Origin of the sequence: Rahnella sikkimica, from assembly GCF_002951615.1 — a bacterium.
Taxonomy (GTDB): domain Bacteria; phylum Pseudomonadota; class Gammaproteobacteria; order Enterobacterales; family Enterobacteriaceae; genus Rahnella; species Rahnella sikkimica.
Genome location: NZ_CP019064.1, coordinates 112789 through 137202, shown reverse-complemented (window position 1 = coordinate 137202; position 24414 = coordinate 112789). Strand labels below are relative to the sequence as shown.

The window sequence follows — 24414 nt, the reverse complement described above, 5'->3', positions numbered from 1 at the left end:
TTTATTCGCCAAACGTCTTCTCGATGACGATGTCCCGTTCCATTTGCTGCAACCGGGTTGCCGCCCGCTCCTTCGCCGCGATCTGCATAACAGCAGGATCCGCAGTCAGATCCGGCAGATCTGTCCGCTTCCCTGCTGCTTCAGACAGGGTTTTCTCATCCGGTTCAGGTCCTGATTTCGCCAGTCCGGCGCGCGCGGCTTCCGCGGCAAGACGCAGTTTCTCGTCTTCGGGCAGCGCAGCGGCGGCATGCAGCGCTTTCTCAAGCGCAGCCTGTTGCTTCTCGTCATGCATCGGGATAAACGGCAGGGGTTCACCGTCAGACGGCAGTGCCTGACGCAGGGTTTCCGCATCCGTAGCCAGCGTTGTGCCCGTGACCCGGGGAAGGTTGTGCGGCATGCCCTCTCCGCTAAGCCGGACTAGAACGCCGCTGTCCGGGTATTGATGGGCTAACACCTGCCCTTCCTGAATGCTGCCGGCCACGTGGGTATCGCCGTTGCGGCTGGCCTGTAGGCCGGCAAAGCGCGCGTCTTCACTGCCCATGATGCGGGGTTCATTGCTCAGCCAGGCGCCGCCGCCCTGTGGCATAAAACGCAACTCATCGAGATAAACGCCGGCGCGCCGGCCGTTACTGTCCCAGACGGGCAGCGCGATATGGGGTTGCGGGTATTTCTTTCCGGGGGCGATAAACTTCGCCATGGATTCACCCGCATCCAGGCCGCGGGTTTGCAGCAGTTTCCGGCCAAGCGGCGTGTCCTGCAGCGGAGTGGCGGTGGACAGCAACTTCTCGGCCACCAGGGCTGCGCGGTCGGTATCGTGGTGCAGCAGGTCGTGCGCCGAATGGCGTGCTGACTGCCGGTCGAGCTGCTTCAGCCAGCCTTCACGGTCATCGGTGTAAACCTGAACGTGCTCTTTGGCACGCGACAGTGTCACGTACCCGGCCTCGCGGGTGGCCATCCTTTTACGGCCACCTTTAGTCCCTTCAAGGGTAATGACATACCGCTCGCTGGCACCCTGCGCCCCGTGCGCCGTCACCGCATACGCCAGGTCAATGTGCCCGTCTTCCGGCAACCGGCCCGGCTCCAGCATCTTTTCCTGTTCGCCGTTACTCAGCGTAATGCGCCCGCTATTTTCCAGCCTGCTCACCTGCCACTGACTGTTGGCCACGTAGCCCCGTTCGTTATCGCTGCGGGTGAAGCGCATGCGGTCGCCAGTACTGACGGTAATCTCGCGGGGGGCGTACAGTGAGATGTCCTGCGTGCTATTTTCGAAGTTTGATATGACCGTCGGTTTGCCGGTATCGTCAGTCAGGGTCATCAGTCCCTGTGCAGTGTCCACGCTACTCACCGTCATATGCCGGTTATCCATCACAGCAACGTGCCCGATATGGTCAATAAAACCCGTCGCGCTGCGCAGCGCCTTGTCCGGTACGCGCGCAGGCTCCAGCACGGTCAGGGTCAGTTCACTTTTCCCCAACTCACCGTTTTTATGCAGCGCGTCATGAATACGACTGTTGATGGCGTGCCTGTCGGCGTTCAGGTGGGCAACCACCAGCGTTTGCGCCTGCGTTTGTGGCGTACGTCCGGCAAAGTCACGGGTGATGGCGTCAATGACGTCGGCAGGGTCATCCCCCTGAACTGCCGCTTCTTTTTCATCTTCTTTTGCTGACTTAATTTCCATCACTGAAAACGACGGCGCCCAGGCGTCCATTTTACGGAATATCTGCGCTGGCGTGACGGCCTCCACCTTCTCCAGCGCCTCACGTGGATTGCCTTCAATCATGCTGTAGATAGCTGGCCGCAGCTCAGGTGTCTGACGCACAATGTCCTGCATCACGACGGTGTCGATGGCACTGCGTTGCTGCACTAACCGGAACGGTTGTCCGGGTTCGATGGACTGCAGCTGCGCAACGTCACCGCTGCTGATGGCCCGGCCGCCGGTGGCCGCCACGCGCTGGTAAAGTTCCGCCATGTCGCGGTTGCCCACCATTGAGGACTCATCGACCAGGAACAACGTGTTGCCGTAACCGGTCTTTTCACCGGCCATGGCTTTCTGACGCTCCTCGCTCAGAAACGATGACAGCGTCTGCGCACGTACGCCGACGGACTGCATTTCATGGACGGCGCGATGGGTCGGAGCCAGGCCGATAACCTGCGGCCGCTGATTTTCTGGCAGGCTGTCGAGCGCCGCCATCACGGCTTTAAACTGCGTAGTTTTCCCTGTTCCGGCGTAGCCCTGAATGGCCACAAATCGGTCTGGCCTTTCGAGAATGAGCTTGGTGGCAGCCTGCTGACCGCCGGTCAGCTCGGCGAGATATTTGTCCGGCACCCTTTCCATCAGCGGCGCGACGGCATTTTTGCCCTCCGCGACGGTGCGGATGATGGATTTCTCCATCTCATAGGTGACGCGCGGCACAAGAAGCCCGCTGCCGGCTCCAGCGACCGGTGACAGACTGATCAGGTCACCGTTTTTAACTTGGCGGTCGACTTCAGCGTCGACCTGAGACACCGTGACGTCCGGCGACCAGCCAAGCGAGGCGGAAATCAGGTTCGCCTTGCTGAAAGCAATACTGTTTGACTGCGCCCGGCTCAGACCCAGCGCGACCGACTGCGCCACCGGCGTGCGCAGCGCGTCGCGATTTTTCTGCATGGCAGCATCGAGGTTTAGCTCACCGGCTACCCCTTTCACCTGTTCGCTGGCCACCCTGAAGTTGGGATTGCTGGTCAGCCGCTTCGCCGCCCTGTCCTGCGGCAGCGCAGTGTACAGCGTGGCCTTATTTCCGCTGCGGGCAACCTGGTTGAGTGCGGCGCCGTTCATATCGCGAAGACCGGCGGCGACCAGCACGGTCTGGTTGTCGCCCACGCTCACGCCCAGCCCCTCCACCAGCGGAGAGGCCAGTTTCAGGGCTTGTGTGGTGTCCAGAACCAGCGATGTATCCCCTTTACTGACTACGACCCCGCCGTCCACAAAACCGCTGACTATCAGACCATCCCGCGATTTAATTTTGCCTTCCAGCTCGCGGCCGACGGCCATCAGCGGTTCGCCAACGGCGACCGGAATCGTTTTACTCGTGTAGGCACTCCAGCTGCTGTCGAGTCCGCTGATTTTCTCCACACGCACCTCGCCGGTTTCTGAAATCAGGCGCAGGGTGTTGGTGCTGTCGGTGACGCGGTCAATGCTGTAACGGGACATCGTTTTCGTTTCCCTGTCCCACTGCTCCATCACCATACCCGCGCGGTAGCTGTCGCGCTGATTGCGGGTTTTGCCATCCAGCCACACCGGCTGAATAACAGAAAGTTGTCGCTCGTCTTTACCCAACTGACCCGTCGCCTGCAGTTCTGTCCGGATAGCCGTATTGAGCAACACCTGTTCGCGCGGACCGCTGGCCTGTGCCACCACCGGCCGACCTTCGGCTTTGAGGGCAGCATAGTCCTGAGCCAGACGGCCATACCGCAGGCGTTTATCGCCTTCGCTCACCACAGTGGTGGGGATTTTCTGACTGTCATAGAACTTGTACTGCGGCACACCAGCGTCTTTGAGCACCGACAGCGCATTGCCGGTGCCGGTGCGGTTTTCCGAGTCAATAAACAGCATCTGCACTCCCTGTGCCTGACCTTTTTCCAGTATCAGCAGCGTTTCTTTCAGGGAGAGTTTTTCCGCCTGAGCGATAACCAGTGTGCTTTGCGGGGACAGCGTCAGGTCTGCCATCAGCGCGCTGCGGGACATCACTTTGCCGGTCAGCAGCGGCTCCTGTGACAGGTAGTCCCGGCCGCGGTTATCCGCGGCAATGATGGTGATATCGCGCCCTTTCTCACCCGCCATGATGGCCGCATCAGCAATGCGCTCACGTAGCTGCGCTGCACCGCCGCGCCCAGAGAGAATAGCCACCGGCGCATTGTCCTGAGATAAAACAGAGTAAGCGTCGCCGTAGGCTCGCGGACGCTCAACGGCGCGGTCCGGGAAAGACAATACGCGATTTTCCTGCATCGCGGTTTTCGCCAGCTGATGCACACTCAGTTCGTTCAGCAGATGGACATCAGAGGTGAAAATGCCCTTCTCCTTATCCAGCGGAATGAGACGCTGCTGTTCAATGGCGGTATCTATGCCCTCACGCACCAGTGCAAAAAGACCGGGTTCAGCGGGCAACTGCGAAGCGGTTTTAGCCAGCAGTTCAGAGTAGGTAAACTGCACCTTGTTTTCACTGAGCGTAGAAATGGCACTGCTGATGGCGCCGGCCATGTCCACCGCACTTGCTGCAGGTTCAGGGGTCTCCGGCCCGCGGAGCTCGCGCGCTTTCGCCCGCCCGACAAAGTCCGGCAGGTTAAAGCCGGTTTCTTTCAGCCTTTGATTCCATTCCGCCACCAGTACCAGCGGGTCGGAGGCCACTTTGGCCTTCCGGGTATCGAGCGCGGCGATATCACGGGACTTTAAAGAAGCATCGTCACCGGCGACCGCGTTAATGGCCTGGCTGCGCTGTGAGAACGGCTCAACCGGTACATCCTTAATCTCCCACAGCCCGTTTTTACCCGTATTAACGGTGTCAAAACCCATGCTTTCGATATCCTGACGCAGGGCGTGACGGTAGATGTTTCCCAGGGCTACCTGATTGGCATACATCGTCTCGGAAAAGCCGGTTTTCATTTTGGTGTCGCTGGCCAGTGCCCGCCATTTCCCGTCGGCTTCGGTGGCGTTAAATACCAGCGCGTGGGTGTGCAGCTGCGGGTCTAAGTCGCGGGAGGTATCGTGGTTATAGAGCGCGGCAACAATATTGCCGGTCAGCACGGTCTGCGTCTGACCACCTTCGGTAATACGCGCGCTGGCCAGCGCTTCAACCTCCTTCATCACGGTATCAACCGCGCGGTTGTGCGCGTCAATAAACCGCCGGTCGCCGCCGATGAGAGCCATCATCGACACACTTTTAGGCGCCGAAAACGTCAGGTCATAGCCGGGACGGTGCGTCTCTTTACCGTTTTCAACGCGCGACAGCACCGAACCATCGGGCAGTACGCCGTCCTTCATGGCGTTCATCTCGGCGTCCAGCAGCGCTCCGGTCAGCCCCAGGTTTTCAGCGCCCTTGCCCAGCCAGCGGGACTCGAGGCTGCCGAGTACGTAGTAATTATCCTGACTTGCGTAGTAGCCGGCATCGCCGGCAATCGGACTGATGCTCATCATAAGTAGAAGCCTCCGTCATCGTCCTTTCCCCGGTTATGAATGGCGTGATTGATATTCACCTCTTCGCGGCGCGTGGCATCCTGCGTTTCGGACTGGGCGGCGTACTGCTCATAGGCATCGGGATCGAAGATCTCACCGTCCTCGCTGATGCCAGGCGGCAGGGGTATCTCAATATCTTCATCACGGCCACCGGCGGTAGCCGTCTCTGCAGCCGTTGCTGTTGTAGCTACCGCTGCAGCAGCAACAGGCGTCGTCGTCTTTGGCGCAGGCGGTGTGTTCATCACCGTGTTTGCGGGAACCGGCAAATGGGGCTGAGTGATCAGACTGGCGGCGGGAACCACGGCCGGTGTAGCTGGCAGCGTTGCCGTATCCGGCGGGTATTCGGCGGGTTCGTCCTGGCTGAATAATGCATCCATCATGCTTTCTTCCGCCCCACGTCTCTCGAGGTCTTCTTCTATCTCCGGGTCAAGGCTGGATTCGACGTCGCGTTCCAGGATGGCTTCGGCGACTTTCGGCAGTTTCTGGTACTTCAGGGCCATCTTGACCACCGGGTAATCGCCCGGCAGCGTGACGAAGCACTCCAGGTCTTCCAGCTTCTGCACGTCGGTATGGCTGACGATATTGATCCGCTCTTCTTCCTTACCGAAGGAGATACCGTCACGCACCGACTCGTTACCAAAGCTGGTCTGTTCGCTGAACCTCTTACGCACCGTTTCACCAATGTCTTCGGCGACAAATTTTGACACCAGCGCACTCGGGGAACGGAAGAAATACTTGGTGTTGAGCAGGTCGAACATGGCTTCGGCAGACTTGTTGCCGTAGATTTCTTCGAGCTGCGGATAGGACTGGAAGCCCAGCAGGAAGCAGCCACCGAATTTACGCGCCTCGGCGATAATGAAGGGCAATCCCGGCAGCTTGTGCAGCGACGGCAGTTCGTCGTAGAAAAACCAGACGCGCCGGTGGCGGTTCTCACCCATCGACAGCAGGCTGTCAGCGGCAATGCTCAGCCACATGGAAATGACCGGTTTGAGCGACTCGTGATGCTGCTGGTTAGAGGTGATAAACAGCCACGGGTTTTTGGCACCCACTTTGGTGCCCTGCATCCACTCGCGGATGGTGAATTTTGGCTTCCCGCTGCGGTCGATGCCCTGCAGGTAACGCATGGCCTTCACGTAGTTGGTCAGCACGCTGCGAATGGAGATAGCCGTTTTCTCGATTTTGCCGTCCACCAGCGTCGCGGCAGGCGTGCCGGCGAGAAATTCGCGCAGCTTGTCGAGCTTGATGGCCAGCAGGGTGCGCAGGAATTTGTTGTAGCTCAGCTCCGGGTCTTTGCGCATGCGGTGCGCGGCTTCTGAGAAGATAGTGCGCGCCGAACCCTGCCAGAACGGGTCTTCCGATGCCCCCATCGGGATAAGCGAGGTGGAGACGGTTTCCAGCGACGGCAGCGTCGGACACTCACCCCACATGTCCCAGTTGGCACAGCGCTCGTCCTGCGGATTCAGCAGTTTGTCTTTGGTTTCGTCGTAATATTCCTCAACGAAGGTACAGCCTTTGTCATAGATAATGACCAGATCACCGCGCTCACGCAGGTAGGTCAGAAACTTACGCATCAGCGTGGACTTCCCGGAACCGACCGTGCCGTGCATGCCGAAGTTTTGAATTTCGCTGTCTTTCTTAATCGGCAGATGATCGACCTTGATATCAGACGCCTGGTCACGGCTTTTCATCATTCTGGCGACGGCTTTCGGGTCAGTATTTAATACACGACCGCCGGTGATTTCATCTTCACTCTGTTTTTTACCCAGATGTCCCAGATACCAGAAAAAGAGTCCCGTACCGATAAAGACCATAACCAGCGATATCAGCGCAGAAATAATGATTTCCTGCCTCAGCAGTTTCCCGCAGTACGACGTATAGGAGTCACTGACAATTTGCATCGCCGTGTAATTAAGTTTTTTGCCGTAATAATCCAGATGATAAACCGTCGGATTAACAATGTGCTTCTGGAAAGGCGCTATTGTTGTGGCATACCAGTACATCAGCCCATTCATGATGTTCTGTGTGCTCATGCGAATAAATAATGTCGCAACAGTGATGATCATGAATGACATAATCATATAAAACGAAATGATGTTGTTTATTTGCAGGAACATCCGCAGGCGCATAAACGCAACCTGCCCGCCCTGCGTAAAGTCGCGGGAGTTAAAGCTCATAACCTTTCCTTAGGAAAAGGGAGTGGCAATACCCCACGAAGGGGCATTAACAATATGCTAATTTTTTAAAATTTAATTGTTATCAAAGCCGTAAAAGTTACCGCCAATATCATATGAATCATTGAGCATAGGTAAACCCGTGGTGGGGTTTGTACCATAGTCAGTATTTTCATAGGCTATTGCTGTCGGAAGTTCAGAGACAAGTGGAGTTAAATTCTCATAGGCAACAGTTTGCACCAAGCTTTCATTATTCATAAATTTTGCAGATTGCTTATCATTATAATAATTTTCAGAATGCTGATTACCTATCATAGTGCTCAATGCCCCTGGCGAAATTATGTTAAAATCTATCGAGGAGGAAAATAAAAACACAAAGGCGCTTAGCCACATTGCTATAGTGGAAAGAACTATAAATCCAATCACTCCTAACCAACACCCTATAACAATTAAAGGCAACCACATCAAAAAAGATTTCGCAGCCTTTCTTGTCACAATCTTTTCAATAAATACAATATTAATAAAGCTATCTTCCACCCGCTTGAATTGCGATTTAAAAAGAAGACAGAAAATACATAAATTCATTAATAGGAAAGCAGAAATGCCTATTGTCATCGCCTGCGGTGACGCTAAGACATAAGCGTTCCTTCCCCAGGCAATGAGATAAAGAACCGGCATAATCCAAAATTTCACTTTCCATGTGATATTTGTTCTACGACTTTTATTTACTTTCATCATCACCGCTCCCCTTGTGATCTTTCTGCATGTCCAAAGCTTGTTGCGTCATTTTGTCCTGGCCCTTAACCCAAGGCAGGCGCTGGTTCTCAACAGCTTTTGCATTTTCAGTGTCGAATTTACTCTCTGCCATCTGGTGAGCTGCACTCAACCCTCTTCGCTCATTATTTATACCATTTTTAGCTGTATTTATCTCCATGTCTGAGTCAGAAATACGTTGATTTGTATCACTAATCATTGAACCCACACGGCCTGTACTATCTGATCGCACAGCAGCATCTGCGGTGTGCGCCTGAATCTCGGCATCGCCACGCTGGTAAGCAGCACCGCCGCCTGCTGTGGCCGTATTGCTTACAGCAGTCATACCCGACCCCAACTGTGCGCGGTTAGTTTCAAAATTGCCTTCAACACGAGAACGCAGTTTTTCTTCCACAAACTGCTCTGCAAGCTGTTCACGGTCTGCCCGGACAGCCGGATTTGCCGTATCCGTTAATATAGCCTCAGCTCGTTCCGGAGCTTTTTCCTGTACATATCCGACAAACTCCTGCGTGTAGTTACTTTGTGTTTGAGCCGACATGGTCTGCGCTGCGGAGGCCATTTCTCCATACTCGTGGCTTCGGGTCATGCTGTTGGTATATTGCTGATATTGACTGTCAGCCTCAGCGAGCGTGGCAGTGAGTTGTTCAAGTTTCGTGTTGGAAGAGTTATCGGAATGACTACCCGACTCTGACACGCGTGCGCTATCAACCATATCCTGACCTTTCTTGAAATCTTTCAGTTCCTGACTGCTTTGGTCAAAGGAGTTATCCCCGCCTTTAGTTGACCCTTTCTGTGTATTATCTGCAGAACTGTTACTCATATTTCCACTAACGCCGCCCCTAAATTCAATTCCTGCTGAGGCCCCTGTGGCTAATCCCGCAACTTTGCCTAAAATTTGACGGTCTGAATCAATACCTGCCTTGGCCATGAGGCTGCCACTCAATTCTCCGCGTCTGGATTTATCTCTCAGCTCACTGAATGCCTGCGACTCACTGATATGATTTTTCTGCGCATAGGCTTTAGCGGCAGATACCTGCAAGTTGGCCCCCTCCGTTAACGCGCTGGATGTTGAGTGATCAGCCCCCTGCGTCATTGTCGAACCATTCCCGGTTTGCGACGCAAACTGCTTCACCTGGTTATAAGCACTGTTTATGGAATGGCTATATCCATCCAGAGAGCTTTCGGCTTGCGTCTGACTTTCTCTTTGTAAACGCTGTGCGGTACTGCTCGTCGTTTGGCCTAAGTTGATATCCATCGGCAATTTCGACATCGCGCCGGTGGTGTTGTAGACCGTCCCGCCATCGCCGGTCTGCGTGACCATCGCACCCGTACCGGTCTGGTTGGTGATTTGCCCGGAGGCGTGGCTGCTGTTGGTGTCCCACTTATTGCCCTGCACGTTATCGGTCTGCATGTTGTTAAATGACCAGTTACCGTCCACCGTTTGTGATGAAGACTGCGACGCAGAACTTTGCATGGCGGAACCCAGATAACTGCCCGCCTGCGACACACCGTTACCCAGCCCTTTCACCAGATAGAACGCCAGGAAAGGAATGGACAACGCCAGCCAGCCTGCGGTCGTCCCGATATCGGAGAACATCTGCTGACGCTCTGACAGGTTGGATAAGGTCACAGGTATTCCGCTGGTGTCAGATTTCAGCATCACGTTCATGCCGTTGTTCAAAATGGCAAACAGCACCGGCCAGCTCTGCAGATAGGCCAGCGTAAAGACGTAGCCTTTTATGACTTCGAACGACAGCGTGCTGATCATGGCCATCGCAATCATCAGCGGGAACAGGCCAATCAGTACGCCGGTCAGCACCGTCTGCATTATCGGCAGCGTGCGGGTGGCAATGCTGGCACTGGTGGCCTGCGACATGCGCATTTTGGCAAACGACGACTCCGCAGACAGGTTGACCAGGCTCGCCGTGTCGCCGTTGCGCGCCGCATAGCCTGCAAAGCCGTGGCGCAGGGCATTAAGCGTCACGTTATGGCGCATAATCTCGCTGGCACTTTTGCCTGCGTCGTAAAAATATTGGTAGCTGTCGCCCATCAGCTGGCTGTACAACGCTGCCCGCTCGGGCTTGTTGCCCAGATATTTGCGCACATAATACGTCCACGTCGTGCCCCCCGCGCTGGCGTCGGTATTCATCATCTTTTGCAGGGTAGTCGCCGCTTCCTGGCACGTCACAAAGTTGCCCGCCTCGTTAAACATCCCGCGCAGCGGGCTGGGCTTGCTGAATATCAGCGTATACGGGTCTTCGCTGTTCATCAGGTCGTTCATGCTGTACTTCTTGTTAAGCAGCATGTCGCCGACCACACAGTTTTGCACGTAGTCGGCAAACAGGTCGCTTTGCTCCGCGCTGGTCGATTCATAGTCCGTGCTGTTGCCGATAAGCGTGGCACCAAACAGCATGCCGGTTTCGTTATACGAGAGCGCATCAGGTTGGTGCATAAACAGCTCATACCCCGCCACCAGCCCGTGACCGACGGACGTGATAACCGAGGCCGGCAACACCAGCCCGAGCGGCACGTTGTCTACCTGATACACTTCATGCGGGCTGGTCGCATCGATGATTTGTACCGGCCGCGTCACGCCGATGAGTATCGTCACGGCGGTAAACACCGTCACCCATTTGAGCAGGGTGAAAATATCGTGGGTACGTATCCAGGCTATCGCGCAGGTCACGACCGATAAAACCGTCGCGATCCGCATCAGGCTGTGGCCGGTGTCAGACTGCGTAAAGGCCGCCACGGCGTTGAGCGAGTCGCGGAACCACTCTCCGCCGGTGATGGTATAAATTACGTCCATATTTATTCTCCTGTGAACCGGTAGTTTCCCTGATAACGCTGGATAAGACGGCTTGAGACCTGTTGGCGCAGGTAGCTCATCTGTCGTTCTACCGCCATCACCGCATCCTGCTTGATCTGCACGCGCGTCTGCAGCCCGGCGATAAGCGTGGTCGCCTGCGTCAGGCTTTTATCCAGCTGGTCGACGACTTCGCCCGGATAGTTTTTGCCCCCGATCTGCGTGCGAACCGCCGTAATCATTTCGTTCATGTACTGCATCATGATGTCGTAACCGATATAGTCGGCCAGCTGGTACACGACGGCAGGGCCGATGTTGACCGACAGCGGGTCCACCAGATAGCGCAGCACCGGCACGCTGGTCGCCTCCAGAAAGCCCTTTTCAGCCACGGACAGCGGGTCATCGCTCACGGCCTTGTTTTGAATGCTCTTAAGCAGGCTAATAACCTGACCGTTCATGGAGTTAGCCGCGCTGATGGTGATGCTGGTCAGCCTGGGATTCAGGCACAAGTCGGTACTGTCACACTTGTAAATCGTCGCGCTGCCGCCGTTCATCATCGCCTTCAGCACGTCTTCATTGGTGGTGATCGGGGAAAGGATTTTGACCTGACTGTTGGCGTCATAAATCAGCGAGCCGGTCAGGCTCATCGCAAACTCGGCCAGTTCCTGGTTATTGCTGAACATGCCCTTCTCTTTAATGGCATCCCACATCACATTTTTGTTTTTCATGACCTGATCTTTCGTCTTGTCGCTGGCCTTATTGGTGACGCTGTCATAGCTGCCGCCCACCGTGCAGCCCTGCTGCGACGCCGCCCAGTCTGAGAACAGATTGCTTTCGGCGGCAATGTCCTGGCACACCTTTTTCTGACTCACCGCCGTGCGCGGGAACAGCCCGCCGACAATCCCCTGCGCCGCCTGACAGCTCGACATGTTCGCGCTGTTCACGTCCGAGGCCAGCTGTTGCAGAAAGTCCTTAGCCTGCTTCATTTCCGGCACCGTGGTCTGCAGGGCCAGGTCAAAAAAGTAGCCCGCCGCATTGCCCATGATTTGTTTCACAAAGCGCTGCAGTTCCTCGCCGTTAATGTGTGAGAAGGAGCCGAGATAGGCATCAATGCCCCCGCAGCCGGCGCTCATGTTGGGTAATGACAGGGAGACCATCTGGATTTGCCGCACGGAGGTGCGCATATACATCGAACCGCCGCTGGCGTAGCCCGCAGCCTGCCCCTGCCAGACCTGCGGCCTGGAGGTGTTGCCGTCAAAACCCAGCTTGCCGAAGAAGTTGTTCATGTCGCTGTTCACGTCGGCGTGAACCGGCGCGGTGAGCAGCAAACCGATAAGGCAGGTAATGGTGGTTATCTTCATGATTTCTCGCCTTTGCGCGCATTGAGTTTCAGCTTTACCTTCCTGATGCATCGCTTTACGTCTAACACCAGCAGCCCGAAACACCCCGCAGACAGCAGCACAACGGCGGCGATAAACCACCTCAACGACAACGGCGCGAACCAGAATCCCCACACTCCCCACGACGCACCAATGGCGACCATCACCAGCAAGCCGAAGAAAATCAGATACAGGGAGACAGCCTTCAGCGTCTCGTCTGACAAACGTAAAACCTGTTTACTGTGCTTTGTGAATGTCATCGCGCACTCCCGTTCATCGCTATCTGAAACACCTCATCCAGACGGGAGGCCAACGCTGCTTTATCCACCGCGCCCTGAAGCAGCGGATAGGTGGCCAGCGTATGGACGTTGACTAAAAACGTGGTCGGCGTGGCCACCGGCATGCCCGGCGTGAAGAACTGCACCATCACCTCCGGCGTCGCCTGCAGGGCATCCGGGAACGCGTCATCGCCCTTTGCATCAAGGCTGAACGCCGTCACCGTCAGCCCGGACTCCTCAGAGAACGCTTTGAGCATCGGGTCAAACCGGTGGCAGTATTCGCAGGTGGACTGCATGAAGACCACCACCCGCCAGTCGTTCAGATTGACGCGCTGGCCGCTGGTAAGCGTCGACCAGCGGGCCGCTTTTACCGCGGGTTTAACCGTCTTTTCCGGTGCTGACGTGGAAGGATTTCCTTTAGTCGCCTCTATCGCACGGATGTAATCCCAGGTCGAAGCCTGCGCGGTGACGCTCAGTAAAAGCGCCGATAAACAGGCCGTTTTTATATGCTTACGCATCATTATTTAGTCCCTTAAAAGTTCGGTTTAAAGCCAGTGGCCACGTTCAAAAACTGCTTCGACAGGTCATCGGGCGTGATAAAGCCGTAGGCCACCGGCTGATAGCTTTCATCACGCGGGTTAACCAGAAACAGCGCCGGAAAATAGCGGATGCCCATTCTCTGAGCCTGCCCGCTCTCGGTACGGCTTTGCGGCAGCGTCGGGCTTATTGCCCCGTCCACGCTGATGGCCATCAGGCTGATGCCATTCTCAGTGCAAAAGTCTTTCACCACGCTGGCCAGCAGGTTGTCGCGCGGCTCTTTACCACGGTAGAAGAAGAACAGGCCGTGGTCGGCGGTAAGCGCTGCAATGGCGTCTTTTGCCTTCGCCTGATCGGCCTGCAGCTGGGCGGGCACCGTGCCGTTGTAGTGGCTAAATTTGAGGTTGTAATCCAGCTCGGGGTACATCAGCATGGCCTGCTTGGCCGACTGGCTGAACTCGCCCGCCTTGCCCGTCCAGAAGTTCTGCAATGTCATGTAGCGCTTAAAGTTCTGCGGCGTCGGGTACAAAATGGCGGTGTCCAGCGCCGCTTTGGTCGCCTGCTGCAGCTGCGCTTTTTGCTCTGACGGCGTCATGGCAGGTGCAGGTGCCGGTGTCGCCAGTTCGGGCTCATCTTCTTCCTGCGGCTCGTTGTACCAGTGCCAGCCGACCGAATCGTTCAGCGCCGGCTGGTCGGCGTGCACTGCCGTGACCGTTAGCAGAAGGGGGAGCAGACAGAGTGTGCGTCTCATTTTCCGCCTCCCGCCTGCTGCATCTGCGCGGCAACCTGCTCTTTGATGCGCTCGGCCAGAGCGTCGCCGTCCGGGATGGCCGAACCGTTTTCCAGATCGGCATAGAAGTTTTTAAAGTCCATGATGGCGAAGTTCAGCGCCTGCAGCTGCGCAACGTTGATGCCCGAACAGTTCGGGGATTCTGCTGAGCCAAAGCCGATACCCAGCTGCCACTGACGCCCCTGCTGCTGAACAATCTGGGCAAGTTTGGAGTCGAACACGCAGTAGCTGCGCTTTTTCTCCAGGCACCCGCCCAGCACTTTCTTGCTGCAGTATTCGCCGACGTCCACGGTCAGCAGGCGCTCTTTGGCCTTGCCCAGCGCTTTTTCGTCGCTGCTGCAGTTGGCCAGCCCCACGTCGCTGCCCCAGCCGGAGGCTTTGCAGCAGTTGTTAAAGCCCACCGCCGCCTTACGACATGACTGACCGCGACCGGTAAAGGCGCTGACGTTCACGTCGTTCATTGTCGCGACGTCTTTGCCTGCGGCGGCCACGGCGGCCAGCTGGGAAACGGCTTTCTGGAAGCTGTCACTCTGGCCGTTCACCGCCTGCGCACAGGAGCCGTCGGTACAGAAGAATTCGCCGCCGCAGACCATGCCTGTCCCGGTGATTTTCCTCTCACAGCTGTAGGTCACGTTCTGATGCAGGCATATACCGTCGAGGGAATACGCACATTGCTGGGTGGCCAGCGTGCAGGCGGAATTGGCGGCATAGGTGGCACAGGTCCCCTCATCGGCCTCCTGCGTGCGGTAGGTATCGGTGTACTGCCAGCAGTCGCTGTACACGCTGTGCGAAACGCCGTCGACCACAATCTGACGCTCGCCGCCGCCCACGGAGCAGGTGCTGCTGACAAGCTGCGCCCCGGCTTCCTGTGCCAGTGCACACGCCCCCGGCCAGCTGGCAGTGCCCTGCCATGTCTGCTCATCCGCCAGCACGACCATGTTCAGGGAGAACGTGGTCCAGGTGCCGTTCTTACCCTGCAGGTTATTGAGCAGGGCATTGACGAACGTGTCGTGATGCTGCTTCTGGTTGATGTCCAGATACACGCTGTAGGTCTGGCCGGCCGTCAGGGGAAACTGAGAAACGTTGAGGCCGTAATTGCCGTTCCCATAAGCCTTCACGACCACGGTGGAGCCTAACGCCACGATGGTTGAACTCTGGGTGTAACCGTTCATGCCACTTTTCAGGACATAATCAAAATTGGCCGCAAGAACCGTCCCGGACACCGGCGACACAAAGTCCCCGCGCACTCGCGAGCCGTCGCGTACAAAGGTAAAGCCGGCGTTGGCCACGCTGATGTTTTTTTGCACCCGCACCGGGACATAGTTGCCGGAGATATAAGCATCGCGGGTGCAGGTGCGCGTCACGTTAATGTCCCGCTCGCAGATGTGCGTAGTGAACTCGGTTTTGCTGACCTGCTGCGCCTCACAGCCGTCAAAAGAACCGTTGGTGACGCTTTCGGCGTTGGCCTGCGCGTCCGTTCCGGCGCTGATAAACGGCGCGTCCATTGAAATGGGATCTTTGGGGTTATTGAGGATCGAGTCGGTGATGGCCTTGCCCGCCTCGCTGGTGGCCAGCGCCTGATTGCCCTGCGTATCGAGGTTGGTGCTGCCCGCCGTCACGCCGCCGTAGTAACCGGACTCCGCAGGACTCGCCGTGTAGTCAGGCAGCGCAGCGGACGGATCGAATGCGATAATGGTCTTGCCGCTGCTGTCTTTAATGCTGCTGGCATAGCCGGAACCGGCGTTATACTGATCGTTAGCATTGGCGGACAACACCCAAAAAATCGACGCCAGCGCGATAAGCAATACGGCCCACGAGAGAGCGGTTATCCATTTATTCATCGCGATTCTCCCGCCGCCGTCAGCAGCTTTTTCGCCACCGCACTGCACTCGCCTGATTCAGCGATTTTGCGCAGCGCCTGCACCGGCGCTATGTTGCCGCCCACGCGGTCATAGTGACCATTGCAGGTCACCACCAGTGCGGGCACAGCGGTAATCCCATAGGTCTTGTAAGCGGTCGGGTCAACCTGCACGCCGCCGCGTTTATCATCGCTGACCAGTTTGAGCACCGCATTCGCGGTCTGACGGAGGTCGTTGTTAACCAGCCCGCGCAGCGTGGCCGGAATGCGCAGGCGGTCAGCCTCCAGTACGAGCGCCTTCAGCCCGTCTTCGGGCATTGAGAACGACACAAAATAGAGCGCCTGCGGCACCGGTTTTTCCGGCATAGCCTGCGGTGTGTCAGATCTCAGCCCCTCGATAAACGACTGTTGCGGGGCGCTAAGCGCCGCATTGCCCGGCAGCGATTTTAAGAAATCCGGCACCGGTGCATGACGCATTGCCTCACCGGCGCGAAGCTGCTCGTTGATAAACTGCTGGTCGCCCTGTACCGACGCCGCGACAGCATAGGCCGGCAGGGTGAACAGGGTGGCCAGTAACAACGCACGGTAATTTTTCATGCACGCCCCCCGAAATTGCGCTGACGCACCTCGGCCACTTCCTGACACCCCACGCACAGTTGCACGCCCGGAAGCGTCTGACGGCGGCGCGCCGGAATGGCATTGCCGCATTCGGTGCAAAACGGCGCCGACGGGCGCTGGCATTTACCGGTGATGACCTTCAGACGCAGGTCAAACAGCCCCTGCTCCAGCTCGGTAATACGATCGATGTTGTCCATAACCCGTTTCCTTATAAAAATACGCAGTTGCGCTTACGCCAGATGAGATAACCGAAGTTCTTGCGCCCGTTCGGCGGGTTGTGCCCCGCCTCCCAGCGCATGACCGTCTGACCGAACGGGTGGCACTGCAGAACGTCCGGGTACATGTTGACCATCTGATATCGCCAGCGCTCTTTGGGAATGACTGGGGACGGGTACTCAAAGCAGACCGCCGTGTCGGCGCCGATGGAGTTCATGATCATGCCCTGCCGGTGCAGCTTGAAGGCCATGCGCTCGCTGACCAGCACCGAGGACTGCAGGGCGCTGAACTCGTTGGAGACCCAGCCGGAAAACGGGTACATCGAACCCTGCGAACCGGCACACCAGAACAGCGCATCGATGGGTTTGTAAACCGCGCTGGCGATGGCATCCGCCGCGCAGGCGCCCTGCGCAATGACGTTGTTAAACAACATGGCTTCCGGGGAAATGATTAAGCCCAGCGAGCTGTCGTTCCACATCGGATCCAGCTCGGAGAGGTAGCCGATGTCCATGTCGCCCCCTGCAGGCAACCGGCGGAGGTGATGATATTGAGCCAGTAGGTCAGCGGATATTTGTACCAGTGAACGTGGTAGAACGCGCCGGCCGCCGGCTTGTCACTTTGTCCCGCCGTGCCGGAGCCGACCTTGCCGACGTTGAGGTTAAAACCGCCCAGATTGACCATGCAGTAAGGTGACCGCGTCACGTCCGTCAGGGCCATCGGTTCCCAGTAGCCAATGGCGAGGCCGACGCGGTACAAAATGCCCATCGGGCAAAACTGGATGGGGCTGACCGGGTTGGCGGTGTCCGGCACGGTTCCGGTGGACACGGCCACGCTGCCGATGGAGATCGGGAAAATACACTCCCAGCAGATATCGGTGATCGGATTGACAAACCGGCCTTCGCACTGCGGGTCGGCGGCGAACGTCTGCGTACTGCCCAGCAGTAACAGCAACAGGGTGAAAGTGCGCAGCAGGCTCATGGCTGGCCCTCCACGGCAAACGTATCAATCTGCAGATGAACCCCGTCAGGCGCCGCGGTCACGCGCGCCGGCACGGCGGTCAGCGCAAACTTTTTGGTCAGCACGCCGTCCTGATCGAAATAAATGCGCGTACCGAGCGCCTTCGTGGCCAGCGCAATGTCGCCGTTGACCAGAATGACTTTGGCACTCAGCGTCGTGGACTTTTGCGTTTTAAACCAGGCCAGCTGACGCTTGTCGTCGGCGTCAATAAAGTAGAGGGTCTGCGCGAAGGGCACGCTGTCGAGCGGGTTCACCCGCTGCCCTTTCTTGGCAAACACGTGGCCCTGATGGTCGCTGATGTCCTGGCTGACGATAAAGGATGGGTCATACAGACGCGTGGTGTTCTCCCGAGCGATGGCCACCCCCGGACAGGCGCCGGCCGCAGGCTGTTCTCAATCACCCGCTGTTTAAACTCGTCCTGCTTTTGGGCCAGCTCGCCGCTTTTTTCCATGTCACCGAGCCGCTGTTTAATGGTGCCAACCAGGTCAGGTTCGGCAATCGGATAGAAATCCCCCAGGTGCCGAGGTCAGCGGCGCGGGCTGAACTCAGGCCACATAAAAGCATAATCAGGCAGGCGCGTTTCATTGGGCATCCTTAGCCGCGCGCATCTGGCGGGCCACGTCGCGCTGAATATCGGCCGTAATGTCCTTCACGCCCGACACCACGGACGGGGCGACTAAAATCAGCGCGTCGTGGCGGTGCTGGTAGTCTTTCAGGCTGGCGTCGAGCGCGGTGGTAAAGCGCAGCGTCAGGGCATCACTCTCCCCCTGCGTCAGCTGATGCTGCGCGGTCTGCGTCATAAACTGGTCAACGGTGCCTTTCATATCAAAGGCCACGGTCACAGGCGTCTGCCACTGGATGAGCAGCAGTGCTATGGCGGCATTCAACATCAGCATCACGCCGGCAACGATGGCCACCGGCACAATGCAGCGGTTGCGACGTTTGCTGCGCTTTTTGACCGGCGCAATAGGTTGAGAGACGTTTTGCTCAGTCAGTCCGGTGGTCATGCGGCATCCTCCCAGTTTTCCAGTTCATCCATTTCATCAGCAAACTTACGTTTCGCCAGGGCATACACGGCGTCGTGGATATCGACGCCGCAGCGGCGCTGTTCGCGGATAAATTCGAAGTCTTTACCGTCCGAGCTGAACATCGCGCGGCTAAGCGGATCGACAAACAGCCGGTGGAACGAGCTGGTGTCGTTGATGCGCAGCATAAAGCTGCTGAACCACTGGTCTTTGGCATCGCCAAATTTCTCAATCACCTGCCGCTCATGTTCGCTGAACTGATTTTTCCGGTTCTGGTTGTAGGCTTTGAACTCGGCGGTGTCCTGCTTGAGCACCACTTTAAACGCCGAGTTGCCCCACGCCGCCTTCGCGGCAGAGGACGCATCGTCGGCGTCAAAGTCCTTGATGTTCTGGCTGATGGTGATAAACGAGCCCAGATGACGGCGCACGGTGCGGTAGCCGGTTTCGATAAAGGCGCCGACCTTCTCGTTTTTGAAGTTGAGCAGCTTCCAGCCTTCATCGATGGTGCAGCACTTCTTCTGGCTGCGCGGGCTGCGGTACATCTTGTCTTCGATGTAGATAATGAGGGAGAACATCACCGCCGCCAGCAGCGCCGGCTTGTCCTGCAGGCCGCCCAGCTCCAGCACAATCATGCGGGCATCGTCGGTCAGGGACGGTTCATCGCTGTTGAAGTATTCGCCGTATATCCCGGACGTGGTGTACTTGGCCAGCAGCTCGATAATGTCATCGAGGCGGCCGGTGATCCCCGGCGAGTTGCTGTAACGCTCTGACTGGCGTTCTTTATCGAGATAGAACACCACGTCATCGATACGGGCTTTGTTCTTCTTCGCGTTCCACGCGTTGAGCACGCCTTTGAGCAGCAGGTCTTCATGCACCTCATCGAGCGTGCCGTTCGGGCTGGCGAGCACCGCCAGCTGGTCGCGGATACGTTCGCCGGATTCGTTAATGTTGGTGATGTTGGCAAACGGGTTGAACTTGAGCGAACTGCCGTCCAGATAGGTGCCGCCGACGTTTTCGCAAAACGACTTATAGCCGTCGCCCATATCAAACACCCAGACGATGCCGCCGGAATCCAGTACGCTGCGCAGTATGGGCTGAACCAGACCGGTTTTGCCCGCGCCCGAGGTGCCGGTCACCGCCATGTTGTAGTTGGTGTTGCCCAGCCCCGTGCCGTAGATGTCCAGAAAGGCCAGCTGATGGCGGTAAGATGGTGCCAGCAGGCCGCCGCCGCACAGCCGGTTGTCGGCGACCAGCGGCATCAGGTTCACCACCTGCGTACTTTCGGTGCGGCAGGTCGCGCCGCTGGCTTTCATGTCGTCCCATAAGCCTTCCGCCGCCATAAACGGGAACATGGCAAGATAGTTACGCATCTGCATATAGGTCGGCGCGTACAGCTGCAGGCCGTTCTTTTTGAACGTGTTGATAACCTGCTGTTCGCAGACCAGGGCGTCGTCATCGTTGTCCGGGCAGAAGGTGGTGATGTTGAAGTAATAGCGCACCAGACAGCTCTGGTTGCTGTTCAGACGCTCACGCAGGTCGCCCCACTCTTTGGCCTGTTTGATAACGCCGGGGAAGATTTTGGCGTAGGCCGAGTTGGCCTTTTTATCCAGGTCTAAAAATTTTCGCGACGCTTCACCCTGCGTGCTGACCTGATCTTCGGCCTCGAGCGTAAAAGTGATGACGAACGGGTTAGAAATACTCAGATCGGGGCTGAGCAGGTTGCAGATATTGTCCCCGCCCTGCCACAGGAAGAAGATGTCCGGGTTCTTCTCCAGCATGAAGTTCATCACGCGGGTATGCGATTTTTTACCGCCCGGCTGATTAAGCGACACCGTCAGGTAATCCGGCTTCACCTTCAGGTTAATACTGCGATCAACGCACACGCGGTTCAGCTCGTCAAAGGCGTCCACCTTCACGGGGTCAGCGTGCAATTCACCGTCGCGGTGGTTCACCATCTGGCTGATGAGGTGCACAAATTCGTCCTGCGTGGCCGGGACACAGGTAATTTTTGCCGAGTCCAGCGAGGCGCGCAGCACCTTCAGCAGGTGCGTCAGCTCGGTGATGGCCGCCGGTGTGCGCTTTTTGGTCTTCATCGCATAGGAGATATACAGGCGGTAATCGCGCAGCGTCAGCGGCAGGTTCGTCGGGCTGTTGAACTGTTTTTGCGTCGCACGCTGATAAAACGCCCGGGTGATGGCGTTAAATTTACCGGCGTCTTTGCCCGTCCAGCGAAAATCCCGCAGGCCGGCGTCGATCTGTTCCCCGATCGCACGGCTGGAGACGAGGTGAAAAGAGATAGGGGTATTACGCGGCAGCTTGCTTTTGACCATGTCGTCAAGCACGCCGATGATGTGCTCGTTGGCACCAATCAGCGGGATGGCCTGCAGCAAAAATCCCAGCGACCCTTTGTTCATAAACAGGCCGCTTTCCTTGTCAAAATCGCGATACGGCAGCTGGCTGCTGATCTGCGGATACTGCATGTCGCCGAGTGTTCGGTTAGCCTCGGCGGCGCCGTCCGGCATCTTGAAAGACGACATCAGGCGGTTAAAGGTTTCGACGATACGTTCCATGTTCAGGCATCCTTATTGAATTGAAGTCGGTATCTGCCAGCGGGCATCGTTTACGACGAACGACACACGACCGGGCTGGTGAAAGACGTCGTCGGCATCGACCCAGGGCGCAACCCAGACGTGGGCAATGTCTTCCACGGAGCGCTGTGCCCGTACCTGACCGGGGCTGTCACAGCGGCCGGTCGGGCAGGACGGCAGGGACAATGGCGTGACGGACGTGTTGGCCAGCGGTCTATTCAGGGGAGCAGGATGCACGGGTGCCTGCGGCGCAGGACGTACAGCGCCCGCCACAACCGGACGGTCTGGCAGCGCATACGAATTTGCAGACGGCGTGACCAATGCCTGCGGCGGCGGGTTAACCAGTCCAGGCAGTGCGCCCGCATCCGGCTTTCCCGCCGCGTCACCTGACAGCTGACGCGCTTTCTGGTTGGCCTGCCCCATCGTCATACAGCGGTCGCTGGTGGTGGCGTTACATTCGAGGTCACCGCTGACGCCGGCACAGCCGGTCAGCAGCCACACGCTGCAGATGGCGGATAATAAAAAACATGGTTTCATCATTCATTACTCCCTGCATTCATGTCCGGATGAACCAGATCGCCGACTTTGAAGTCTTTCAGCTGGCTCATCATGTTAGGTGTACTGACCGCCTCGCTGGCATTGCTGGTTGCCTGCTGCAGCTGCGTTCTGCGCGCTTTTTTCAGCCGCGCCTCTTCGATGGTTTCCAGCTGGAAGCCGTCCTGAAACACCACGGTGACTTCGTTACCGGCACCGATGGGAATAATCGGGTGATACTGCTCGGCGCGTTTGATGTAGTAATCGGACAGGGTTTTCGCCGCCTGGCTGACGCCGCCGCCCGCACCGGCCGCTGCCACGTCGCCTGCCCCCATGCTGGCGGTCGCGCCCAGTCCGACCTGCGGCGTCGATGCCTGAGAAATGCCTTTGCCAATGCCGTCCACAAAGCCGGCCCCGAACGCCCAGCCCAGGATTTTGCCGTTGCGCATCACGACGGTTCCCTTGATGCCGTTTTTGCCCATAAAGCTGACGTGGCCGGGGATTTTCTGGTCGATGATGTCGCTGCCCTTGTTGCAGCTGATGCTGCGGGTGCGCACTTCGGCGCGTTCACTGGACACGTCGCCGTAGGCTTCCGCCGTCACAAAGCAGCCCGTCAGGTCATAGTCTTTGTCGTTGGGCATCTGGGTTTTGCCGGTCAGGCGAAACTGCATCGGCGCCGTGTTTTGCGCACCGGTCACGGCGGCGTTGGCGTCAGCGCCCTCGATGACCAGCGCCTCGGTGAAACTGCCGGACGGGATATAAGGCAGTGCGGGCTTTTTTGACTGGCTCTCATAGCTGAAGGCCGTGTTTTCAATGCCGCCCGCTTTGGGTGGCATAGGCGCAAAGGTGGTTTCCCCCACCTGCGGTACGCCCGCGCCCGGACAGAACTGCGTCGGCGGCGGAACGGCGCCCGCAACCGCTGCGGTCATAGACGGTATAGGCTCACCGGACGGCGCATTATTGGCCGCCTCCAGCTGGGTCTGCAGCAGCTTGTTGTCTTCTTCCAGCGAGTTAATGCGCTGCTGGTCTCCCTTGCGTTCGCGCGACAGCGCGTCCAGCTCCCTGCGCAGCGCGTCCATTTCTTTACGGACTTCCTTACTGGTGACCTGAGATTCGGTGATCGCACTGCGCTGCACCTTGTCATCAAAAGTGGTGTTCACCACGCCGGTCATGTCCGGCGCCGGTTCACGGGCGGCCGCTTTCGTTTTAGCTTCTTTTTTCAGGGACAGGTTCGATGCATACCAGCCCGTACCGACAGCGGCGGATATCCCGAGAACTGCTGCAATAAACAGGGCGATCTGCTTACGTTTGACCAGCGCATTAATGTTGGCCATCGCTGACCTCCTGCGCACGGGTGATATACACGGTCACCGACGTGCCCGGTAGCAGGGAAAGCGCCGATGGGGTAAACATCACGGCGCGCACTCCCGTCCGCCAGAAATCCTGCTCTTTAAGGGCCACGGCGTAGGCAAACGGATTGGTGACGCGATAGCGCACCACGCGCAGCGCGTTGCCCGTCCACGCCTCTTCTGCCCTCATGGACAATCCGGCGGGCGCAGACAGGGGGGCATATTCGGTGCTGGCCGGTGCATACCCCTCCGGCATGCGGTTTTTCAGGATGGCTTTGTTGAGTTCCACCAGCAGGGACTCATACGGGTGGCTAGTTTCCCACGTTTTAGCCGCGGGGCGTGCCACCGGTTCAGCATTCAGCAGGCGGTAGCTGCGCCCTTCGCCTGCACGCGGCGTGGCCTGAATGGAAACGACCTGCCCGTGCTCGGTTTCGATAAACAGCGTGAAGGGCTTGTCACCGGTCGATGAAAACAGCACCGCACCGTCACGGGTATTATGCTTATCGGTCAGCTTGCCCGCCGCGCTGCTGATGCCGGTGATACGGTCACCAGGTATCACGATAAGGTTCGGGTTGGTATTACTGACCGTCAGCTGAAACTGGCCGTTAGGCGGAAAGCTCAGGGAAACCGGTGCGGTGACAGCCATCACCTGCGCAGACAGGAATGCGCAGGACATCAGGCGGAGCAGTAAACGTTTATTTTTTCGCATCGTCCGCCTCCAGGAATGCCGCAATGGTGGTGACGCCACCGGCGTAGTCGAGTTTGAGCTGGTAGTGTTTGATCTCAGACGTGGGTTTGCCGTTACCGATCCAGGTATTGAGCATGCCGCGAATGTCGACGACGCCCTCGACTGGAAACACCTTGATTTGGGTCTGATAAAACGCGCTGCTGACTTCGTTTTGCTTGATGCGCCGCGCTTCGCCGGCGAGCGTCACTTTGAAATCGGCTTGTGCGCCGGGTCTGGCAAACGAGAGTAAGAATTCGTGCTGGGCGTCGACGGTTTCCGGCGATACATTGAGGCGCAGGGACAGAAACGACATGGCCATCATCTGCATATAACCCGGGCTGGTTTCCGATTCCGACGTCCAGAACGGCGCGGTGAATGCCATCGGCACCGTAGTTGTTTTCTGGTGCAGCGATAAATAGCGGTTTTGCACGACCAGCAGAATGACGGATACCAGCGCGAGAACGAGCAGCAGAAAAAGCGCCGCCATCGTCCAGGCGATAATTTTATTTGAAGAATTACGGGCCGAAAGTTCCATAAT

General features: G+C 57.4%; 17 protein-coding genes and 2 pseudogenes. All 19 read right to left on the bottom strand.

Translation table 11 applies throughout. The features are described from left to right. Position 1: 1 nt before the first annotated feature. The 19 genes and pseudogenes from traI to traE all read right to left on the bottom strand — a co-directional run bounded on the left by traI (position 2) and on the right by traE (position 24411). Positions 2-5170 carry a conjugative transfer relaxase/helicase TraI gene (traI, locus tag BV494_RS24575; protein ID WP_104925418.1) on the bottom strand — a complete coding sequence of 1723 codons (5169 nt, stop codon included), beginning with the start codon at positions 5168-5170 and terminating at the stop codon, positions 2-4. Next, positions 5167-7383, bottom strand: coding sequence for a type IV conjugative transfer system coupling protein TraD (traD, locus tag BV494_RS24570; protein WP_104925417.1), 2217 nt, complete (start codon positions 7381-7383; stop codon positions 5167-5169). The genes traI and traD overlap by 4 nt, the downstream gene beginning before the upstream one ends. A gap of 72 nt (positions 7384-7455) precedes the next feature. Then, positions 7456-8118, bottom strand: coding sequence for a hypothetical protein (locus tag BV494_RS24565; protein WP_104925416.1), 663 nt, complete (start codon positions 8116-8118; stop codon positions 7456-7458). Further along, positions 8102-10963, bottom strand: coding sequence for a conjugal transfer mating-pair stabilization protein TraG (gene traG, locus BV494_RS24560; protein ID WP_104925415.1), 2862 nt, complete (start codon positions 10961-10963; stop codon positions 8102-8104). The genes BV494_RS24565 and traG overlap by 17 nt, the downstream gene beginning before the upstream one ends. Positions 10964-10965: 2 nt before the next feature. After that, positions 10966-12321 (bottom strand): conjugal transfer pilus assembly protein TraH, encoded by a 1356-nt coding sequence (gene traH / locus BV494_RS24555; protein ID WP_104925414.1) that lies wholly within the window; start codon positions 12319-12321, stop codon positions 10966-10968. Beyond that, the gene (locus tag BV494_RS24550) at positions 12318-12599 is read right to left on the bottom strand and encodes a hypothetical protein (RefSeq protein ID WP_104925413.1); all 282 of its coding nucleotides are present in this window, start codon (positions 12597-12599) and stop codon (positions 12318-12320) included. The genes traH and BV494_RS24550 overlap by 4 nt, the downstream gene beginning before the upstream one ends. Next, positions 12596-13138: a type-F conjugative transfer system pilin assembly thiol-disulfide isomerase TrbB gene (gene trbB / locus BV494_RS24545; protein WP_104925412.1), complete on the bottom strand. Its 543-nt coding sequence runs from the start codon at positions 13136-13138 to the stop codon at positions 12596-12598. Before trbB ends, BV494_RS24550 begins: the two co-directional genes overlap by 4 nt. A gap of 11 nt (positions 13139-13149) precedes the next feature. Further along, positions 13150-13905, bottom strand: coding sequence for a type-F conjugative transfer system pilin assembly protein TraF (gene traF / locus BV494_RS24540; RefSeq protein WP_104925411.1), 756 nt, complete (start codon positions 13903-13905; stop codon positions 13150-13152). Then, a complete protein-coding gene (gene traN / locus BV494_RS24535; RefSeq protein WP_104925410.1) occupies positions 13902-15785 on the bottom strand; it encodes a type-F conjugative transfer system mating-pair stabilization protein TraN in 1884 nt (627 codons plus the stop codon). Before traN ends, traF begins: the two co-directional genes overlap by 4 nt. Then, positions 15782-16399 (bottom strand): type-F conjugative transfer system pilin assembly protein TrbC, encoded by a 618-nt coding sequence (gene trbC, locus BV494_RS24530; RefSeq protein ID WP_104925409.1) that lies wholly within the window; start codon positions 16397-16399, stop codon positions 15782-15784. The genes traN and trbC overlap by 4 nt, the downstream gene beginning before the upstream one ends. Next, a complete protein-coding gene (locus BV494_RS24525) occupies positions 16396-16617 on the bottom strand; it encodes a TraR/DksA C4-type zinc finger protein (protein ID WP_104925408.1) in 222 nt (73 codons plus the stop codon). Before BV494_RS24525 ends, trbC begins: the two co-directional genes overlap by 4 nt. Before the next feature lie 11 nt (positions 16618-16628). Beyond that, a pseudogene (traU, locus tag BV494_RS24520) lies at positions 16629-17614 on the bottom strand (conjugal transfer pilus assembly protein TraU). After that, positions 17611-18238, bottom strand: a pseudogene (traW, locus tag BV494_RS24515) (type-F conjugative transfer system protein TraW). Before traW ends, traU begins: the two co-directional pseudogenes overlap by 4 nt. Then, positions 18235-18660 (bottom strand): type-F conjugative transfer system protein TrbI, encoded by a 426-nt coding sequence (gene trbI / locus BV494_RS24510; RefSeq protein ID WP_192938224.1) that lies wholly within the window; start codon positions 18658-18660, stop codon positions 18235-18237. The pseudogene traW and the gene trbI overlap by 4 nt, the downstream one beginning before the upstream one ends. Next, positions 18657-21248, bottom strand: coding sequence for a type IV secretion system protein TraC (gene traC, locus BV494_RS24505; RefSeq protein ID WP_104925407.1), 2592 nt, complete (start codon positions 21246-21248; stop codon positions 18657-18659). The genes trbI and traC overlap by 4 nt, the downstream gene beginning before the upstream one ends. Positions 21249-21260: 12 nt before the next feature. Then, positions 21261-21806: a type IV conjugative transfer system lipoprotein TraV gene (traV, locus tag BV494_RS24500; protein ID WP_192938223.1), complete on the bottom strand. Its 546-nt coding sequence runs from the start codon at positions 21804-21806 to the stop codon at positions 21261-21263. Further along, positions 21803-23134, bottom strand: a complete 1332-nt coding sequence (gene traB / locus BV494_RS24495; RefSeq protein WP_104925406.1) for an F-type conjugal transfer pilus assembly protein TraB — start codon at positions 23132-23134, stop codon at positions 21803-21805. The genes traV and traB overlap by 4 nt, the downstream gene beginning before the upstream one ends. Beyond that, positions 23121-23858 (bottom strand): type-F conjugative transfer system secretin TraK, encoded by a 738-nt coding sequence (gene traK / locus BV494_RS24490; protein ID WP_104925405.1) that lies wholly within the window; start codon positions 23856-23858, stop codon positions 23121-23123. The genes traB and traK overlap by 14 nt, the downstream gene beginning before the upstream one ends. Further along, positions 23845-24411: a type IV conjugative transfer system protein TraE gene (traE, locus tag BV494_RS24485; RefSeq protein WP_104925404.1), complete on the bottom strand. Its 567-nt coding sequence runs from the start codon at positions 24409-24411 to the stop codon at positions 23845-23847. The genes traK and traE overlap by 14 nt, the downstream gene beginning before the upstream one ends. Positions 24412-24414 lie beyond the last annotated feature (3 nt).

Excerpts from the sequence above, each read along its gene's own strand:
- traI (WP_104925418.1), bottom strand. The coding sequence starts at position 5,170 with ATGATGAGCATCAGTCCGATTGCCGGCGATGCCGGCTACTACGCAAGT.
- traD (WP_104925417.1), bottom strand. The coding sequence starts at position 7,383 with ATGAGCTTTAACTCCCGCGACTTTACGCAGGGCGGGCAGGTTGCGTTT.
- BV494_RS24565 (WP_104925416.1), bottom strand. The coding sequence starts at position 8,118 with ATGATGAAAGTAAATAAAAGTCGTAGAACAAATATCACATGGAAAGTG.
- traG (WP_104925415.1), bottom strand. The coding sequence starts at position 10,963 with ATGGACGTAATTTATACCATCACCGGCGGAGAGTGGTTCCGCGACTCG.
- traH (WP_104925414.1), bottom strand. The coding sequence starts at position 12,321 with ATGAAGATAACCACCATTACCTGCCTTATCGGTTTGCTGCTCACCGCG.
- BV494_RS24550 (WP_104925413.1), bottom strand. The coding sequence starts at position 12,599 with ATGACATTCACAAAGCACAGTAAACAGGTTTTACGTTTGTCAGACGAG.
- trbB (WP_104925412.1), bottom strand. The coding sequence starts at position 13,138 with ATGATGCGTAAGCATATAAAAACGGCCTGTTTATCGGCGCTTTTACTG.
- traF (WP_104925411.1), bottom strand. The coding sequence starts at position 13,905 with ATGAGACGCACACTCTGTCTGCTCCCCCTTCTGCTAACGGTCACGGCA.
- traN (WP_104925410.1), bottom strand. The coding sequence starts at position 15,785 with ATGAATAAATGGATAACCGCTCTCTCGTGGGCCGTATTGCTTATCGCG.
- trbC (WP_104925409.1), bottom strand. The coding sequence starts at position 16,399 with ATGAAAAATTACCGTGCGTTGTTACTGGCCACCCTGTTCACCCTGCCG.
- BV494_RS24525 (WP_104925408.1), bottom strand. The coding sequence starts at position 16,617 with ATGGACAACATCGATCGTATTACCGAGCTGGAGCAGGGGCTGTTTGAC.
- trbI (WP_192938224.1), bottom strand. The coding sequence starts at position 18,660 with ATGACCACCGGACTGACTGAGCAAAACGTCTCTCAACCTATTGCGCCG.
- traC (WP_104925407.1), bottom strand. The coding sequence starts at position 21,248 with ATGGAACGTATCGTCGAAACCTTTAACCGCCTGATGTCGTCTTTCAAG.
- traV (WP_192938223.1), bottom strand. The coding sequence starts at position 21,806 with ATGATGAAACCATGTTTTTTATTATCCGCCATCTGCAGCGTGTGGCTG.
- traB (WP_104925406.1), bottom strand. The coding sequence starts at position 23,134 with ATGGCCAACATTAATGCGCTGGTCAAACGTAAGCAGATCGCCCTGTTT.
- traK (WP_104925405.1), bottom strand. The coding sequence starts at position 23,858 with ATGCGAAAAAATAAACGTTTACTGCTCCGCCTGATGTCCTGCGCATTC.
- traE (WP_104925404.1), bottom strand. The coding sequence starts at position 24,411 with ATGGAACTTTCGGCCCGTAATTCTTCAAATAAAATTATCGCCTGGACG.